Here is a 16,606-nt window from a genome sequence, read left to right as displayed (position 1 = left end):
CCACATGTCCAACCGCCTGCTCACCCACCTTCGGCACGTCGACCTCGCCGTGCCCGAGTACGACAAGCAGCTCGACTTCTACACCGGCGTCTGGGGCCTGACCAAGGTCGCCGAGGACTCCGGCATCTCCTTCCTCGCTGCCGAGGGCAGCCCCGAGCAGTACGTCGTACGACTGCGCAAGGCCGACGAGAAGCGCCTGGACCTGGTCTCCTACGGGGTCGCGAACGCGGCCGACGTGGACACGCTCGCCGAGCAACTCCTTGCGGGTGGCGTGCAGTTGATATCACGACCGGGCAAGGTGGACACCCCCGGCGGCGGCTACGGCTTCCGCTTCTTCGACGTCGACGGGCGCACCATCGAGGTGTCCGCCGATGTCGAGGTCCGGCAGCACCGCAAGATCGAGGAGAAGGAGTCGATCCCCGTCAAGCTGTCGCACGTCGTGCTGAACTCGCCGGACCTGGACAAGACCAAGGCGTGGTACGAGGAGCACCTCGGCTTCCGGCTGTCCGACACACTCGGCCATCCGCACATCGGCGACGTCATGCACTTCATGCGGATCAGCAACCAGCATCACTCTATGGCCATCGCCAAGGGCCCGCACACCTCCCTGCACCACGTCTCCTTCGAGATGCGCGGCATCGACGAGTACATGCGCGGCTCGGGCCGGGTGATGCGGGCCGGCTTCCGGAAGATCTGGGGCCCGGGCCGGCACATGGCGGGCGACAACACCTTCACGTACTTCCTCGACCCGCACGGCAACACCGTCGAGTACACGACGGAGCTGGAGCTGCTGGACGAGGACACCTGGCACCCGCACGTCTACGACTTCTCCCAGCCCGAGGTCACCGACCAGTGGGGGACCGCCAACCCCATGAACGAGCTGGTCACCAAGGAGTCCTTCAACGACGTCGACCGTGGCGTGTTCGTCGCCCCTCCGGTCTGATCCGCGAGCCCCCGGTCACCGGGGCGTGGCAGCCTGTCACGCCCTGACTCCCCGCCGCGCCCCCGGCCTCGTTCCCCCGTCCTCCCGTCGACAGGACCTCCCATGCGTTTCGCCGCGTACGAGTACCGCAATCGACGCCACGTAGCCGTCATCAAAGAGGACGGCACGCTCTACCCACTTCCCGGAGTACGTTCCCTGGCCGGGCTCCTCGCCGACGGCGACGGCCTGCCCCAACTGCTCGGCGCGAGCGCGGCGATGCTCGACGTCCCGGCCGGACTGCACGTCTCGGACGTGCGGCTGCTGTCGCCGCTGCAGCCGCCCACCGTGCGGGACTTCGTGACCTTCGAGGAGCACGTCGAGGGCGTACGGCGGTCCGTGGACGGCAGCCTCGGCGTGCCCGAGCGCTGGTACGACGCGCCGACCTTCTACTTCACCAACCCCTACGCGGTGTACGGGCCGCACGACGACATCCCCGTGCCGCCCGGGGCGAGCGTGCTCGACTTCGAACTGGAAGTCGCCGCCGTGATCGGGAAGGAGGGCCGGGACCTCACTCCCGAACAGGCCCGCGACCACATCATCGGCTACACGATCTTCAACGACTGGTCCGCCCGCGACCTGCAATCCGCCGAGATGAAGGTGGGGCTCGGCCCCTGCAAGGGCAAGGACACCGCCACCACGCTCGGCCCGTACCTGGTCACCGCCGACGAGCTGGAGAAGTATCGCGACGCGGACGGCTTCCTGCGTCTAGCGCTGACCGCCGAGATCAACGGCGAGGTCGTCGGCAAGGACCTGCTGTCCAACATGAGCTGGACCTTCGAGGAGATGGTCGCCTACGCCTCGCGCGGCACCTGGGTCCGTCCTGGCGACGTCCTCGGCTCGGGAACCTGCGGCAACGGCGGCTGCCTCGCCGAGCTGTGGGGCGTCCGCGGCAGGCAGGACCCGGCGCCGCTCAAGCCGGGCGACACGGTCACGCTCACCGTCGAGGGCATCGGCAGCGTCTCCAACAAGGTTGTCGCCGGGGTCGGCCCGGTGCCTCTGCCGACCGGCCGGCGCCGCTCTCGGGAGCGGCCGTGACCGACCTCCATCCCAAGAGGCTCCTCGGCAAGGTCGTCGTCGTCACCGGCGCGGCCCGCGGCCAGGGCGCCGCCGAGGCCGAGGCGTTGACCCGAGAGGGCGCCCGGGTGATCGCCACCGATGTCGTCGACGCCCCGGGCTGCCGCCGACTCGACATCACCAGCGAGAAGGACTGGGCTCAACTCGCCGCCGAACTCGGGGAGTCGTACGGCCAAGTGCACGGCCTGGTCAACAACGCCGGCATCACCTGGCGCGCCCGCCTCGATGACGTACGCCCCCAGGACATGGCTCGTGTCCACGCCGTCAACGTCACCGGGCCGCTGCTTGGCATCCAGCACCTGGCATCGCTGATGCGCCCCGGGGCATCGATCGTGAACGTCGGCTCCTCGGCGGCGCTGACCGGCCACTACCCGGTCGCCTACACCGCCAGCAAGTGGGCGCTGCGTGGCCTGTCGGCCACCGCTGCCATGGAACTGGGACCACGCGGCATCCGCGTGAACACGGTCCACCCCGGCTTCATCGAGACCGAGATGACGGCGTCCGCCGCGCCCGTGTTCCGCGAGGCGAATCTGCGCGAGACCCCGCTCGGTCGCACCGGCACGGTCGACGACATCACCCCGCTCGTCGTCTTCCTCCTCTCCGACGACGCGTCCTTCATCACCGGCGCCGAGATCCCCGTGGACGGCGGGCTCACCGCACACGGCGGCGTGAAGTCGATCTCGGACGCCGTACGTCATTAGCAGCGGAAAGGCCCACTCACCCATGGACAAGGTCCGCGCGAGCACCGCGGAGGCGGTTGCCGACATTCTGGACGGCGCGCCGCCGGCCGGTGCTCATCCAATCCCTCCACACGCAGGGCGTCCTGCTGGCCGACTGCCGGATCGCCCGCGTCACGGGCAGTTATGTGTGTCGGGAGGGTTCAGAAGGTGAGCACGGGCTTGATCGTCTTGCCCGCGTTCATGTCCCGCACCGCCTGGTCGATGTCCGTGAACGGATAGGTGCTGATCAGGCGGTGCAGCGGCAGCCGTCCCTCCTTGACCAGCTGGACGAGGGCGGGGATGAAGGTCTGGGTTTCGCTGTCCCCCAGGGTGAGCCCGACGATCCGCTTGCCTGGCAGCAACCCGTTGACGTCAAGGGCGACTTCGGTGCCGAAGGGCGGGGCGCCGACGACGACCAGGGTGCCGCGGGCGGCGAGCGCGTCGGCACCCTGGCGCAGCACGGCGACGTTGCCCGTGGTCTCGACGATTCCGTCGGCTCCCTGCCCGTCGGTCAGCACCGCGAGCGTGTCGCCGAGGTCGGCCTCGGCCGCATTGACGGTGTGGGTGGCGCCCAACTCCTCGGCGAGAGTGAGGCGTTCGGCGAACCGGTCGACGGCGATGATCCGGGCAGCCGGGGTGAGGGCGGCGGCCATCACCGCGGACAGGCCCACGGCTCCGGCGCCGAGGACGACGAGAGTGCTGCCCGCCCGGGGTTTGAGGACGTTCCACACGGCACCGACCCCGGTCTGTACACCGCAGCCGAGCGGGGCGATGCACTCGAGCGGCACATCCGGGTCGACCTTCACCAGGCTGCGCCGGTCCACCAACGCGTATTCGGCGAAGGAGGACTGGCCGAAGAAGTGCCCGCCGAGCGGGCTGCCGTCGCGGCTGATGGTGCTGGTTCCGTCGGCACGCCGGCCGCCGATGAGGTTCAGCGGGAGCCAGGTGGCACAGTACGCGGGTTGTCCGTCACGGCAGTTGCGGCAGCCGCCGCAGGAGGTGAAGGACAGCACGACATGGTCGCCGGGTTCGACGCCGGTCACGTCCGGGCCGACGGCCTCCACGACACCGGCTCCTTCGTGGCCGAGGACGCCCGGCAGCGGGAAGGGCAGAGCGCCGCTCGCCACGGCGAGGTCGGTGTGGCACAGGCCGGTGGCGACCATGCGCACGAGGGCCTCACCGAATCCCGGGGCGTCGAGTTCGATGTCGCAGAGCGTGAAAGGCGCTCCTACGGACTCGACCACTGCGACGTGCGTGGTGGTGGTCATACGGTGAACTCCTTTGCGCTGGCGCTCAGTCGAGCGAGACGACCACGGACTTGACCTTGGTGTAGGCGGCGAGGGCCTCGGGGCCGTACTCGCGGCCGAAGCCGGAGTCCTTGACGCCCCCGAAGGGGACCGCCGGGTCGAGCATGGCCCAGTCGTTGATCCAGACGATGCCGGCCTGCAGCCGCTCGGCGACGCGGTGGGCGCGGGCGAGGCTGGTGGTCTGGATGCCCGAGGCGAGGCCGTACGGCGTGGAGTTGGCGAGGTCCACGGCCTCGTCCTCGGTGTCGAAGGGCTGGACCGTGAGGACGGGGCCGGAGATCTCCTCCTGGACGACGCGGGAATCGTTGGCGAGGCCGGTGATCACGGTGGGTTTGTAGTAGTAGCCGCCGCCCAGGTCGAGCCGCTCGCCGCCGGCGACCACCCTGGCGCCCTCCTTGCGCGCCAGTTCGACGTACTCCTCGACCTTCTTCAGGTGCTTCAGTGCCGCCATCGGCCCGACGACGGTCCCCGGATCGCGTGGATCGCCCACGGGCACCTGCGCGATGGCCTCGACAAGGCCGGCGACCAAGGTGTCGTGCACCGGGCGGGCGACCAGCAGCCGGGGGCCGGCCATGCAGAACTGGCCGGTGTTGAAGACGAACGCCTTGATGATCGCGCCGACCGATTTCTCCAGGTCGGCGTCCTCGAAGACGATGTGCGCCGCGTTTCCGCCCAGCTCCATCATGACGGTCTTCAGCCCTTCACCCGCCACACTCGCCACGTGCCGGCCGACGGCGGTGGATCCGGTGAAGGCGACCTTGTCGATGCCGGGGTTGCGCAGCAGAGCCTCGCCCGCCACCGGACCTGTACCCGTGACGACGTTGACCACGCCGTCGGGGACGCCCGCCTCCTGCAGCAGGCGGCCCATGTAGAGGGCGCTGAGAGGAGTCTCCTCGGCGGGCTTGTGGACGACGGTGGTGCCGGCCGCGAGGGCCGGTGCGAGCTTCGAACCAGCGAGAATCAGCGGGAAGTTGAAGGGCGTGATGGCGGCGATGACGCCGAGCGGCTCGCGTCTGGTGTAGGCGAAGGCGTTGAGCGGGGTGTCGCGGGTGGCGCCGTCCTGGCTCTGGGCGAGGCAGGCGTAGTACTCGTAGTCGTTGGCCGCGTTCGCCACATCGACCGCGGTGCACAGGGAGATCGGCTTGCCCACGTCGAGGCTCTCCACAGCCGCGATCTCCTCGGCGTTGGCACGGATCAGCTCCGCGACCCGGTGCAGGACGCGCCCACGTTCGCGCCCGCTCATCCGGGGCCACGGCCCGGAATCGAAGACACCCCTGGCCGCGCGCACGGCGGCGTCGACGTCACCGGCGCCGGCCTCCGCGACGGTCGTGACCAGACGACCGGTGGACGGGTCGATGACGTCCATGCGGGCGCCGTCCGCGGCTTCGCGCCACTGGCCGCCGATGAACAACTGTCCCGGACCGGTGTCGAAGGTGGTGGCCATGACCGACTCCCCAGCATCGTTCGGCAAACTTTCAACAGACAGGATTCCTGTTGGTTCTGCAGTCTGATTAAGGGCAGGTTTCCTGTCAATGCCCTAGGGTGCACGCATGGTCGATACACGGACACACCCGTCGTTGCTCTACATGGTCAAGCAGGTGGAACTCGTCGTGCGCTCGCATCTGGACGAGCTCGTCAAACCCGCGGGGATCACGGCTCTGCAGTACACCGCCCTCACCGTGCTGGAGCGTCATGACGGCCTGTCGGCAGCCCAGCTCGCCCGGGACTCGTTCGTCACGGCACAGTCCATGGCCGATCTCGTACGGTCGCTGGAGGCTCGGGGGCTCGTACGGCGGGAGCGCAACCCTCGCAACCGCCGCGAACTGCTGATCCTGCTGACCGACACCGGGCGCGAACTGCTCGACCGGTTCGCGGATCCGGTACGGGAGCTGGAGGAGCGGATGATCCAGGACCTCACACCGGACCAAGCCGACCAGTTCCGTCAAGCATTGTCCAAGGCATGGCACGCACTGTCGTAGGCATCCGTCGAGGACCAACGTGCCCTGCCACAGGATCCCGGGGGCGTGCGTGGACGGCCTCGCCCGGTCGTGCCGGCTCGCACTCGGGCTCTCCTCGGTGCGGGCAACGCCGGGAAGGGCGCCAGTGTTTGAAGGAGCGGAGGAGGTCGGGCCGGTGCCGTCGGGCGCGACGGCGTAGCTGATCAGGCCCCCGCGATCGCCGCCCCGACGAGCAACCCGGCGGACCCGATCCACGTCCTCCGCCGGGATCCGGGGCGACCCTGTCGTGCCGGGCCGCCCGTCCGGGAATCCGGAGCCGCACGCCCGGGGCCCGGTGGTGCCGGAAGCGGGGTTCGCCCGGTCGGGGATCCCGCGTCGTAGTGGTAGTTGACATACTGGTCGTTGCCCGCCTGATGCGGAGTCCCCGGGCCGTGCGCGGAGGCCCGTATACGAGATGCTCCCGCGGGAACGTGGCGGAGCCCGGGAGTCGTATCCAGCTCCCGGGCCCCTGGGGATGCCACCCAATTGCGCACGCCGACGGCGTTTAAGAGGACGGATCAGTCATCATGCCGTCGTGTTCTTCCTTTGAACTACCGCAGCACGAAAGAGCTGCAGGCGAGAGTCGAACTCGCATCCGACGGCGTTCGTCCGGCCTCGGTCGATCCGGCGATCGGCGGCAATGCTGAGACTGGAGCGAGAGTCTGAGATTGACCGCGGCTGCCTCTGCCGTGTTGGGCTACCCCGACCCGTTGGTGGTGCTGTGCCGGGGGAAGGACTCGAACCTTCACTGTCACCGCGTGTTTCAGGCTGAACTTCAGTGTCAGCTTGCGCTCCTCACGCGAACCGGTCCTCAATCCGGCCCGCGCCTGTCGCGCAACCCCCGCGCTCGCACGCGGGGGCGATCGTGGATGCTACCCGTGCCCGGCGTCAGCCGAACAGGTAGCCGAACACCGCGTCGCCGACCCGCTGGTCGGTGACCTCGGCGCCGTTGGCCTCCTCACGGGCGAACTTCACCGCCTGTTGGAGCTTCTCGACCCGCTCCACCAGCTCGTTCACCCGCCGCGCCGGAAGCGCTCCGGAGAACTTCACGGTCGTCCAGTACCCGATGGGCACGTCCTCGTAGTACACCTCGACCTGCGCCGGGTGCTTCTCGGTCGCCTCCGCCTTGACGTGGTTGCGCGGGACCTTCTTCGTACGGATCGTGCGGACCGGGTCCGTCTTCCACCAGTCCGTCGATGGGTCGTGGGACCAGGACTCGGCGGCGTCGAGGGTGGGGAGTTTCCTGACGAACGTGTGCAGGTCGGTGAGCTGCTTCTCCAGGAACAGAAGGTAGCTGACCGGGACGTCGGCGACGATCGTGCGGCCGTCGATCGTGACGTCCGCGCGGGCCGTGCAGTTCGCCCAGTCCTTGGTGGCGGTCACGTCGAAGAGCCGGGTGAGCGACGCGGACATCTCCCGCAGCACGTCCTCGGCCTGCACCTGCACACGCGTGGACTCGGGCGGCAGTTGCTCACCCTCCTCGTCCTTCGGCTGGTACGTGCGCGAGATACCGGCCAGCAGAGCCGGCTTCTGCACCTTGTGGTGCGCGGCGGTGATGTCCTGGAGCGACTTGCTCTTGACACCCTTCTCGACAGCGATGATCTGGTTCAGTTTCGCCACTTCGGGTCCCCCTTCGAACAGGCAGGAACGTACCTCAGCGACTCGAACGCACGCACTCCCTTTATCGCCCCGCCTCTCGTGGTGCCTTCGCGCGGACGTTGTGATCACGGTGGGTGGCGCATTAACCTGCCGTGCGGAAGGCGCACTTGCCAGTGTCTTCCCGCCGCAACGCAGTTCGGGGTCTCAGGGTCAGCGGGGAAGATCCGCGGTACCGACCCGCCCGGTGAACGTGTTGCGGTCGAAATCATAACTGGGGGGGTTGCGGGCCCGACGTCCCGCTCGGGCGCCGAGGGCGGCGTCAAGGCACTAACCGAATATGCGGCCTGGACGTCGGCAGGGCCTCAGTTGATCACGTGGACACCCGACAGGGTGTGGTGGTCGACCTGAGACCTGCCACACGCTTGCTCAGTTCGGCCACCCTCACAGAAGGGAACCGGGCAAGTGGACTCTCAGGCGGTCCTCTGGTTGCTGGCATGGGGTGGCGTACTGTCAGTGCTCCTCTTCGTTCTCCAGGGTCTCGTTCAGCAGCTCAGCGATTTCATCGACGCGTGCCGCCCGCTGGTGGACAAACTGCGGGGGCGAGCGGGCACGGATCGCCGAACCGGTGTCTCGCGCCGTAGCGGATCCGCTAGGGTGCGGGGGCGTTCTGCCCGTGATCGGGAGGGCGAAGAGGGTTCGTGATGCTGCGCCTGGCCTACCTCGCCGCCACCAACACCTTCGCACTTCTGCGTCTGCTTCCGATGACCGACCGCGAGAAGGACATCGAGATTCTGGCACTCGGGCACCAACTGCTCGTCCTTCAACGTCAGATCGGTAAGCCCGCCTTCACCGACACCGACCGCGCAATCCTCGTCGGCCTGCTCCACCACATTCCGATGGACAAACTACGGCGATTGCTGCTGGTACGCCCGGACACGATCCTCCGCCGGCACCGCGACCTGCTCAGGCCACGCCACGCTGCGAACTGCGTGCCCAAAAACCGCGGACGCCCTCCTACGATCCGGTCCATCCGAGCCCTGGTCCTACGCCTGGCCCGCGAGAACAGCTCGTGGGGCTATCGCCGGATCCACGGCGAACCCGCGACGCTCGAGACTCGAAGTTCACCGACGCCTTCGACATCCTGCCGGCCTGATGCCGGAGTGAAGGGCCTCATCATCGGCATCCGGATGCCGCGGACGAACTCCCTCATGGATGCTGGATACAGACCTGCCGCAGGCAACTCCTGGACCGCACCCCGATAGGGAACCAGAGCCACCCTCCGCGCACTCCGCGAGTTCGAGACCTTCTACAACTGGCATCGACCGCACCGAACGCTGAACGAGTACCGATATGCCGCTTGACCGTCTCCGCCGGGATCTCCCCCGATCCCTTCGGCTGCATCGGCATCCGCACCCACCCCATACGACAACGTCGGCCTTCAAGACCACAACCGGGTCTTGAAGGCCGACGTCAGGCGGACCCCCGAAACCGGGCCGGGAGAGCCTACTGGTAGAGGACGGCCTGGATCTTGGCGTCGTTGATGTTGCTCTTGTCGTACCAGTAGAAGCCGGTGTCGATGACCTTCGGCAGCGACTGACCGTGGATGGCCTTCACCGACGCCTTGACGATCTGCTCTCCGATCGCGATGGGGTTCTGTGTGATCGCGCCGAGCATGAGGCCGCTGTTGATCGCGTTGATCTGTCCCTTGCCGGAGTCGAAGCCGACGATCCGGATGCCCTTCTTCCCGCTCTCCTTGACACCCTGGATGACGCCCACAGCCGAGCCCTCGTTCGACCCGTAGATGCCCTGGATATCAGGGTGGGCCTCGATGATGGACTTGGTGATGTCGGCCGACTTCGCCTGGTCGCCGCCGCCGTACTGCACGGGCAGCAGCTGGATGCCGGGAGCGTTCGCCTTCATCCACTCGATGAAGCCGTCGCGCCGGTCGATTCCCGAGCGACTCGTCTGGTCGTGCACCACCATCGCGACCTTGCCCTTTCCTCCGATCGCCTCGGCCAGGTGCTTCGCGGCCACGGCTGCGGCGGCCTTGTTGTCGGTTGCGGCCGTCGTCACCGGGATGTCGCCAACTTGCACGTGAAATCGATTTCTGAAAGCGTGCGCTCATGCCTCGTTGCTCGGGGCGCTGCGTTCAGCCTTGCGTGAGCACATGGTGGACCAGCCTGGCCCGGGCAGGTTCGAGATGGACGCCGACGTTTGGTGGGGCGAGTGTCGACGCCAGGTCGGTTAAGCAGATCGCCCGGCTGGAACCCCTGGGGGCCGTGCGGTCACGACGGCTGGTCGACCGTAGGCGGCATCCAGGCGCAGGCCAGGGAGCCGCCGATCAGACTGGAGGCCACACCGAGGAAGAGGCCGCCGAAGTTCGCGACGGGAAGGGAGATCAGGGCGAGCAGGAGGGTGGCGATCCCGGAGAACACGCGAAGGTGGGGGCGATACCAGAGCGCGACGCCCAGTGTCAGGAGCAGAATCCCGATCACCAGGGACCCGGCACCGGAGGTGGTGGACAGGGCGAGTGGAACCCCGCCAAGGTCCAGGTTCGCGTAGGGCCAGTAGAGGATGGGCAGACCGGCGGCGAACGTGAACAGCCCTGCCCAGAAGGGGCGTTCGCCACGCCACCTGCTGAACCTGCGCCGGAACACCGGCGCCGTGACGAGCAGTTTACGTCGACTGCCGAGGGGGTTGGTGATCACGCGCTCTGTCCTGATCAGTGGTGCTGTGGTCCCGTGAGTACGATGCGAGACCCGGGTCTGTGGCCCCCGCACAGGGCCGTCGGTCAGGGGCATGCGTGGTTGCCCGGCTCGAGCTGCACGCGCAGGCCCGGAACGCTGAACGTGCCGGCGGAGACCGCGACCGCGCTCACCCGCACGTCAGTCAGGGTGACCGACACGGCTTGCTGGCCGACGCCATCAGGATCGAAGAAGCCCGAGTCCTTGTCTCCGGACTTGACCGGACCCTTGGTGATGGCACCCTGAGCGACACCAATGTCGAGGCCGGTGAAGTCCGCACCTTTGGCCGTCTCGGCCGTCGCGTCGATGAACATGTCGGACGCCTCAACCGGCTGGTCCCCGCCGGTGAGCCGCAGAGTCTGCCTGCCCAGTACCGGGATGTCGACGAGAACGGACTGGCACAGCCCGCTGAGCGTCGCGTGCCGGAAACCGGTGACCATGACAGGTACGAGCTGGTGTTTCTTGGTCACGTCGACCATGCTGTAGAGGCTGGACCCACGGGCGCTCAACGAGTCAGCGGTAACCTGAAATTTCTGACCGGAGATGAAGAACGAGGCGGCGAGCACTCCTTGTGCCATGGCGACGCAGACCGTCGCACAGGCTGCGACACCGGACAGCAGGACTACCGCGAAACGCCTCCAGCGGGTTCTCCCGACGCGTTGCGACATCCCGTCTCCTTCAGTGGTGCGGTCTACCCACCCATGCCCAAAGAGGGCAAATACGCCACATTTGTCCAATGGTGGATCCTAGGGTTCCGGGTGCGGCAATCGCCTGCACTCCGGGCCCGCCGTACGAGTGACGCAACTTTTGCTGGGCTCTTCGGGCGACGGTTGCAGTCGTGCCGCTTGCCTCGCCGTGCCTGGCGGGAGAAGGAGGGCACCAAGGCGCTCATCGAGGTGCTCCTGCCGGGCCGCCGCCTCGCCCAGGAGCACCTGGTCGCAGGTCTCGCGCCGCCCTGCGAGCTGGGACCCTGACAGCGGACGCCGTCGCGCTGGGGCCCGCAAGGCCACACAGACTGATGGTGACCCGAGCGTCCATCGTCGCGGCCGACGCGCACCGGCGATACGCACGCGCCGGCGACACCAGCCGCCCCCGGGGACCGCTCCCGGGCCAGGACCTCACTCCTCAAGCCACCGTCATCCACGTCTGCACCCAACTCGCTGAGAGTCGTGGAGACATCGCACAGAACTGAAGCCGGCCGTCAGTCGCGGGGGCGGAGGCTGGCTTCTTCGAGGTCGAGTTCGTGCTGGATCTGGCGCCGGGTGGCGTTGCTGATCTTGTTCGCTTCGTAGAGGCGCTGGAGCTCGGCCGCTTCGATGGCGATGAGTGTCCGGCGAATCTCGCGGTAGGCGTCGGCGGGGCGGGCGTCCGGGTCGCTGTAGTGCGCGTCTTCGACCTGGTGGATGCGCGCTTCCAGATGACGACGGGCCTGTTTCAGGGCGGCCTCGGCGGCGCTGCCCAGATCGGCGAGCTGATCCAGATCGCCCAGCAGTTTGAGTTCGTCGAGAGCGGCGTGGGCAATGCGCCGGCGGGTCCGGGCCTCCTCGCGTGCGGTGTGCTCCGGTTCCAGAGCGATGCCGGAGCGGCGGACGACGGGGGCCAGGGTGAAACCCTGGAAGACGAGAGTGAGCGCGACGGTCCCGGTGGTGAGCGTGAGAATGAGCGCCCGGTGCGGCAGCGGGGCCCCTGTGTGGGTGGCCAGGGGGATGGAGAGCGCGGCTGCCAGCGGCATGACGCCTCGGGTGCCCGCCCAGGACAGGACGGCCGGAACCCGCCAGGAGAGGCGGGTGTCGCCCTCCCGGTGCCGGTGGTGGATCAGGGCGGACAGCGGGAAGATCCACAGCAGGCGGATCGCCAGCAGGGTGAAGGCGATCACCGGCACCCACAGCGGCCAGCCATGCTCGTCGTGCGCGAGATGGCGGACAGCCCAAGGGAGCTCGAGGCCGATCAGGGCGAAGACGACACTCTCCAGCAGGAAGGTCACGGTCTCGTAGACGGCGTGGACCTGGAGGCGGACGGGGGCGTCGCCGAGCTTGTGGCCGGTGCTGCCGAGGACGACCCCGGCCACGATGACGGCGGTCACGCCGGAGGTGTGCGCCTGCTCCGCGATGACGTAGGAGGCGTAGGGGGTGACCAACGCGATGACGGTCTCCAGCATGGGGTCGTCGGTCCGTCTGCGGATCAGCGTCTCCACTGCGGCGACCGCCGCCCCGATGAGGGCTCCTCCGCCTGCGAGGATCAGGAACTGCAGGGCGGTCCCGGGCACGCTGATGGCGCTGCCGGACACCACGGTGGCCACGGCGACCTTGTACAGGACCAGTGAGGTGGCATCGTTGAACAGGCTTTCCGCCTGCACCATGGCCTGCACGCGCGGTGGGAGGGACAGGCGTCGGCCGAGCGCGGTCACGGCCACGGGGTCGGTGCTGGCCAGGACGGAGCCGAGGATGAACGCGGTCGCGGCGGTGAGCGGCGTGATCGCTTGGGCCACGTACCCGACGGCCAGGGCCGAGGCGAGGACCAGGCCGAAGACCAGGCCGGTCACGGGCCGCCATACGGTGCGCAGGTCGCGGACGGAGATTTCCCCGGCCGAGGCGTAGAGCAGCGGCGGCAGCACCAGCACGTTGATCACGTGAGGCGGCAGGCGGACCTCGGGAACCCAGGGCATCAGCCCCACGACCAGACCCGCGACCACGAGGAGCGAGGGGGCGGGCAGGCTCCAGCGCCGGGCACCGGTCGCCACGGCGGTGGCCAGGACCACCAACAGCAGGACGACGATCACGCCGGTCATGGAGCGTCCCCGGTGGGTTACGGCTTGCGACCCCCCTCTGGCCAGGTGCTTTACCAACGTAACCGACGTACGGCGGTGACGCAGCCGACGGGGAGCGACCGTCCGGTGTCCGGCGCCCTGTCGATCTGGGGGGCCGTGGAGGCCGCTGCCGGCTGAATCGCGCAGCGACGGCAACCTTGCCGCCCTGTCGACGGTCCAGGGTGTGTATTTGGCATCGTCGACGTGCGAGGGACCCATGAAGCGGATGCTGCAGGTGCTGCGGAAGGCGGAGATGTTGCTGCTGACGGCGGTCCTGAAAGCCGATCGGCATCTCGGCATGGGCGGGAGGTACCGGCCTCCGGCGCCCATCGCGGTTCGCGTCGCCAGCCGCCCGCTGCGCTCCGCGGCTGTCCTGGCAGTGCCGCTCGCGGCGCTGGGCGGCATGACCTTCGGGGCATTCACCGATGGGACGCGCTTCTTGCAGGCGGTCTTGCTGGGCGCTGGGCTGATGCTGTTCTTCGCACTGTGCCTGCGGTTGGAGCGCCTGACTCAATTGCACTACGAGCGCGTCGGCTACGACCCCGCCGCCCGTCTGCCGGCGCACCGTCCGCGTCCCGGCGGGCTCGGACGGGCCCTTGCACAGCTGTGTAAGGGCTGGGGCGTGCTGTCGGTGGTCTTCTGGAGTGTGGAAAGAGCCAAAGGCACTCCGGTCAGTTGGCTCTTCAGTGGGGTTTCCATGGGGCTGTTGCTACTGGGCGCGACCGCGGTCGGCTACTTGGTGGAACGGAAAAGGCAGCGGGCGCGCCCGCCGGGCAGCTAGAGATCTTCAATGGCTGGGATTACGGCGGTTGGAAGCCGAGTCCGGTCTTGGTGATGAGGCCCCGGGATGAGGCGGGGGCGGTACTGCATCCGTTTCAACCGTGTCTTCACCAACGCAGTGAGCTGGTCGAGGCTGTGTTTGGTGAGGTTGGCCAGCGACCGCTAGGTGTCGGTTCGGCCCTCTCGGGCCGGTGCGGTGGCAAGCCCTGACCGTGCATCGCCGACGGCAGGCTGCGCGTCACTGCCGTGGGCTCGGCGTGGAAGCGGTTCGTCATCACCGTCGTCGAGCTGACCCCGACCTGGCGGCTCGCCGGCGGGCTCACGAAGGTTGAGCGCCATGGACTACCGCATGGCATGGGCGCCGCGCTTCCCGCGCCGGTGAACGCGGCCCCTCGGCGTCGGCGGCGTGATCCACGAACAGTGCTGCACGACGATCGCCCGCGGCTCCACCCTCGTGCTCTACACGGACGGTCCGGTCGAGACCCCGGGCGCCGGCATCGAGGACCCGCTCATCCACTTGGTGGCCACCCTGGTCAAGGTCACGTTTCGGTATCCCCACGCACACCCCTAGGCCGTACCGACTGGTCGGTACTAGCCTCTGCGCACATCTTCCCCGTCCGGACGCAGAGACCCCGGGGTTCGGCCCACCCGGCCGAACAGTGCTCGTGCCCGCCGCACCGCAAGGCGTGCACTGTCCGCACCCACCGCACCGGGCCCATGAGCCCGACCCCAGGAGCCGCCCGCATGACTGCCATGCCCGCTTCGCCCGACGACACGAATCTCAGACCGATCGATACCGGCACGCCGGAAACTCCCCACGGTGCCGCCCGGTTGTGGCGCCGCGAGTTGAACCACTACCCCGTCACCTCACGCCGGATCGCGTACCTGGCGATCGTGGTGTTGACCACCGTGGTCCTGTACTACGCCCTCTACGTGCAGTACGCGGTCGCCACGTCGATCATCACGCACTTCCACATGACCTACAGCTACTTCGTGTGGGTCAGCGTCATCGGCAACGCGGTCGGCGCCTTCGCCTCGCTCGTGGCGGGCCTCGCCGACCGCTGGGGCCGGGCCAACATGGTGGTCTACGGCCTTCTCATCGCCGCCCTGCTCAGCCTCCTCGGCCTGCCCAACGCCCCGGACAAGAGCACCTACCTGGTGCTCTTCGCCGGCCTCAGCTTCATCGAAGGCATCGTGCTGGTGGCCACGCCGGCACTGATCCGGGACTTCTCTCCGCAGCTCGGACGAGCCACCGCGATGGGCTACTGGACCATGGGCCCGGTCATCGGGAGCCTGGTCGTCACCGTCGTCACCAGCAGCACCCTGTCCTTCGCCGGCTGGCAGGACGAACTGCGCTACTCCGGCTGGGCCGGGCTTGCCGTCTTCATGTTGGCACTGCTGGGGCTGCGCGAGCTGTCGCCCCGGCTGCGTGACCAGATCATGGTCAGCCTCCGCGACCGTGCGCTCATCGAAGCACGGGCCAAGGGCATGGATCCGAGGACGGCAGCCGCGGGCCACTGGCGGCAGATGCTGCGGCTGGACGTCGTCGGCTCGGCCACGGCTGTCAGCCTCTTCCTCCTGCTCTACTTCGGCGCTGTCGGCAACTTCGTCGTCTATTTCGCCGCGACCTTCGGCTACAGCGAGCAGCGCACCAACGGACTGGCCAACTGGTACTGGGCGGCCAACGCGGTGGCACTGGTGGCGGCAGGGCTGCTCTCCGACAAGCTGAAGGTGCGCAAGCCTTTCATGATCGTCGGAGCCATCGGCTCGATCGCGGTCACCACGCTCTTCGCCCTGCACGCCACCGAGCCGCGCACCGGTTACTACACCTTTGCCGCACTGTTCGTCGCCATCGGTGTGCTCACCGGCGTCACCTACGCACCCTGGATGGCGAGCTTCACCGAGACCGTGGAGAAGCAGAACCCGGCCGCCACGGCGACCGGTCTGGCCGTGTGGGGATGGATCATCCGTGCGGTGGTCGCGGTCTCCACAGCGTTCGTCCCGGTCGTGGTGACGTCGGCCACGCCACTGGTCGAGCACGGCGCCCAGGTAAAGGCCGCAAGCGTCCAGGCCGCCCCCGCTCTGGCCATCATCGACGCGCACCCGCGGCTTTTCGCCAAGCTCGAGGCGTATCCTCCGACCGCAGTCCCGCCGGCACTGGCGGCCCAGGCGGCGCGCGAGGTCGGGGCCGACGACCTGGCGACCGTGCGCAGGGCCCAGCCGCAGTTGGCGCTGCTGCAACGCTACGGATCCGAGGTGAAGAGCGCCGCGGCCCAGGGCCCCGAACAGTGGCGCACCTGGTGGCTCATCTGTGTCGCCGGGCAAGTGATCTTCCTGCCGTTCATCTTCGTCATGGCCGGCCGTTGGAGCCCGCGCAAGGCCCGCGATGAGGCGATGGAGCACCAGCGCGCCGTGGATCGTGAACTGGCGGCCCTCGCCGAGGACGGCGACTGACCCCACGACCAGCCTCCAGCCTGGGTGGGCAGCCCTTGCGCTGCCCACCCAGGCTGTGGCGTCGGCGATCGCGTCGCGCGCACGCCGGCCCACTTAGGACTCAGGGAACTCTCGATCCCCCGAAGCTCATGAGTCGTTGGCCGG

At 68.4% G+C, this 16,606-nt stretch carries 16 protein-coding genes and 1 pseudogene; 9 read left to right on the top strand and 8 right to left on the bottom strand.

Going from position 1 to position 16,606, the window contains the following annotated elements:
- Positions 1-4: 4 nt before the first annotated feature.
- The 3 genes from ACZ418_RS31570 to ACZ418_RS31560 all read left to right on the top strand — a co-directional run bounded on the left by ACZ418_RS31570 (position 5) and on the right by ACZ418_RS31560 (position 2,757).
- Positions 5-943: a VOC family protein gene (locus ACZ418_RS31570; RefSeq protein WP_468369810.1), complete on the top strand. Its 939-nt coding sequence runs from the start codon at positions 5-7 to the stop codon at positions 941-943.
- Positions 944-1,045: 102 nt separating this feature from the next.
- Positions 1,046-2,017 carry a fumarylacetoacetate hydrolase family protein gene (locus ACZ418_RS31565; RefSeq protein WP_468369807.1) on the top strand — a complete coding sequence of 324 codons (972 nt, stop codon included), beginning with the start codon at positions 1,046-1,048 and terminating at the stop codon, positions 2,015-2,017.
- Entirely contained in the window at positions 2,014-2,757 is a 744-nt protein-coding gene (locus ACZ418_RS31560) for an SDR family NAD(P)-dependent oxidoreductase (protein WP_468369804.1), read from the top strand. The genes ACZ418_RS31565 and ACZ418_RS31560 overlap by 4 nt, the downstream gene beginning before the upstream one ends.
- A gap of 179 nt (positions 2,758-2,936) precedes the next feature.
- Here the strand turns inward: ACZ418_RS31560 and ACZ418_RS31555 are convergent, their stop codons facing one another.
- Positions 2,937-4,043, bottom strand: coding sequence for an NAD(P)-dependent alcohol dehydrogenase (locus ACZ418_RS31555; RefSeq protein ID WP_468369802.1), 1,107 nt, complete (start codon positions 4,041-4,043; stop codon positions 2,937-2,939).
- 25 nt (positions 4,044-4,068) lie between these two features.
- Positions 4,069-5,526, bottom strand: a complete 1,458-nt coding sequence (locus tag ACZ418_RS31550; RefSeq protein WP_468369799.1) for an aldehyde dehydrogenase family protein — start codon at positions 5,524-5,526, stop codon at positions 4,069-4,071.
- A 106-nt stretch (positions 5,527-5,632) separates the two neighbouring features.
- Here ACZ418_RS31550 and ACZ418_RS31545 point away from each other — a divergent pair, with 106 nt between their 5' ends.
- Positions 5,633-6,061: a MarR family winged helix-turn-helix transcriptional regulator gene (locus ACZ418_RS31545; RefSeq protein ID WP_468369796.1), complete on the top strand. Its 429-nt coding sequence runs from the start codon at positions 5,633-5,635 to the stop codon at positions 6,059-6,061.
- Positions 6,062-6,967: 906 nt separating this feature from the next.
- Here the strand turns inward: ACZ418_RS31545 and ACZ418_RS31540 are convergent.
- Entirely contained in the window at positions 6,968-7,699 is a 732-nt protein-coding gene (locus ACZ418_RS31540) for a DUF7873 family protein (RefSeq protein ID WP_450982117.1), read from the bottom strand.
- Positions 7,700-8,379: 680 nt separating this feature from the next.
- Between ACZ418_RS31540 and ACZ418_RS31535 the strand changes: the two genes are divergently transcribed.
- Complete coding sequence (locus ACZ418_RS31535; protein WP_468370282.1) at positions 8,380-8,940, top strand: hypothetical protein; 561 nt, start codon at positions 8,380-8,382, stop codon at positions 8,938-8,940.
- Positions 8,941-9,181: 241 nt separating this feature from the next.
- Here ACZ418_RS31535 and ACZ418_RS31530 read toward each other — a convergent pair whose 3' ends face one another.
- The 3 genes from ACZ418_RS31530 to ACZ418_RS31520 form a co-directional block, all read right to left on the bottom strand.
- Positions 9,182-9,772: a substrate-binding domain-containing protein gene (locus ACZ418_RS31530; RefSeq protein ID WP_468369792.1), complete on the bottom strand. Its 591-nt coding sequence runs from the start codon at positions 9,770-9,772 to the stop codon at positions 9,182-9,184.
- 191 nt (positions 9,773-9,963) lie between these two features.
- On the bottom strand, positions 9,964-10,386 hold the full coding sequence (locus tag ACZ418_RS31525) for a DUF6114 domain-containing protein (RefSeq protein WP_468369790.1): 423 nt from the start codon (positions 10,384-10,386) through the stop codon (positions 9,964-9,966).
- Between the two features lie 83 nt (positions 10,387-10,469).
- Positions 10,470-11,090 carry a DUF6230 family protein gene (locus ACZ418_RS31520; protein ID WP_468369787.1) on the bottom strand — a complete coding sequence of 207 codons (621 nt, stop codon included), beginning with the start codon at positions 11,088-11,090 and terminating at the stop codon, positions 10,470-10,472.
- A 177-nt stretch (positions 11,091-11,267) separates the two neighbouring features.
- Between ACZ418_RS31520 and ACZ418_RS31515 the strand changes: the two genes are divergently transcribed.
- Entirely contained in the window at positions 11,268-11,396 is a 129-nt protein-coding gene (locus ACZ418_RS31515; protein ID WP_468369785.1) for a hypothetical protein, read from the top strand.
- Positions 11,397-11,623: 227 nt separating this feature from the next.
- On the opposite strand, the gene ACZ418_RS31510 is transcribed toward ACZ418_RS31515, so the two are convergent.
- Complete coding sequence (locus tag ACZ418_RS31510; protein WP_468369783.1) at positions 11,624-13,210, bottom strand: Na+/H+ antiporter; 1,587 nt, start codon at positions 13,208-13,210, stop codon at positions 11,624-11,626.
- A 235-nt stretch (positions 13,211-13,445) separates the two neighbouring features.
- Between ACZ418_RS31510 and ACZ418_RS31505 the strand changes: the two genes are divergently transcribed.
- Complete coding sequence (locus ACZ418_RS31505; RefSeq protein WP_468369781.1) at positions 13,446-14,009, top strand: hypothetical protein; 564 nt, start codon at positions 13,446-13,448, stop codon at positions 14,007-14,009.
- Positions 14,010-14,028: 19 nt separating this feature from the next.
- On the opposite strand, the pseudogene ACZ418_RS31500 reads toward ACZ418_RS31505, so the two are convergent.
- Positions 14,029-14,170 (bottom strand): annotated as a pseudogene (locus ACZ418_RS31500) (IS630 family transposase); the annotation flags it as partial.
- A gap of 244 nt (positions 14,171-14,414) precedes the next feature.
- Here ACZ418_RS31500 and ACZ418_RS31495 point away from each other — a divergent pair.
- Together ACZ418_RS31495 and ACZ418_RS31490 are read left to right on the top strand one after the other, a co-directional pair.
- Positions 14,415-14,579 (top strand): hypothetical protein, encoded by a 165-nt coding sequence (locus tag ACZ418_RS31495; protein WP_468369778.1) that lies wholly within the window; start codon positions 14,415-14,417, stop codon positions 14,577-14,579.
- A 173-nt stretch (positions 14,580-14,752) separates the two neighbouring features.
- Positions 14,753-16,462, top strand: coding sequence for an MFS transporter (locus ACZ418_RS31490; RefSeq protein WP_468369777.1), 1,710 nt, complete (start codon positions 14,753-14,755; stop codon positions 16,460-16,462).
- Positions 16,463-16,606: the final 144 nt, after the last annotated feature.

Source organism: Streptomyces sp. NPDC030820, from assembly GCF_055572075.1.
This window is presented reverse-complemented; position numbering and strand designations above follow the sequence as displayed.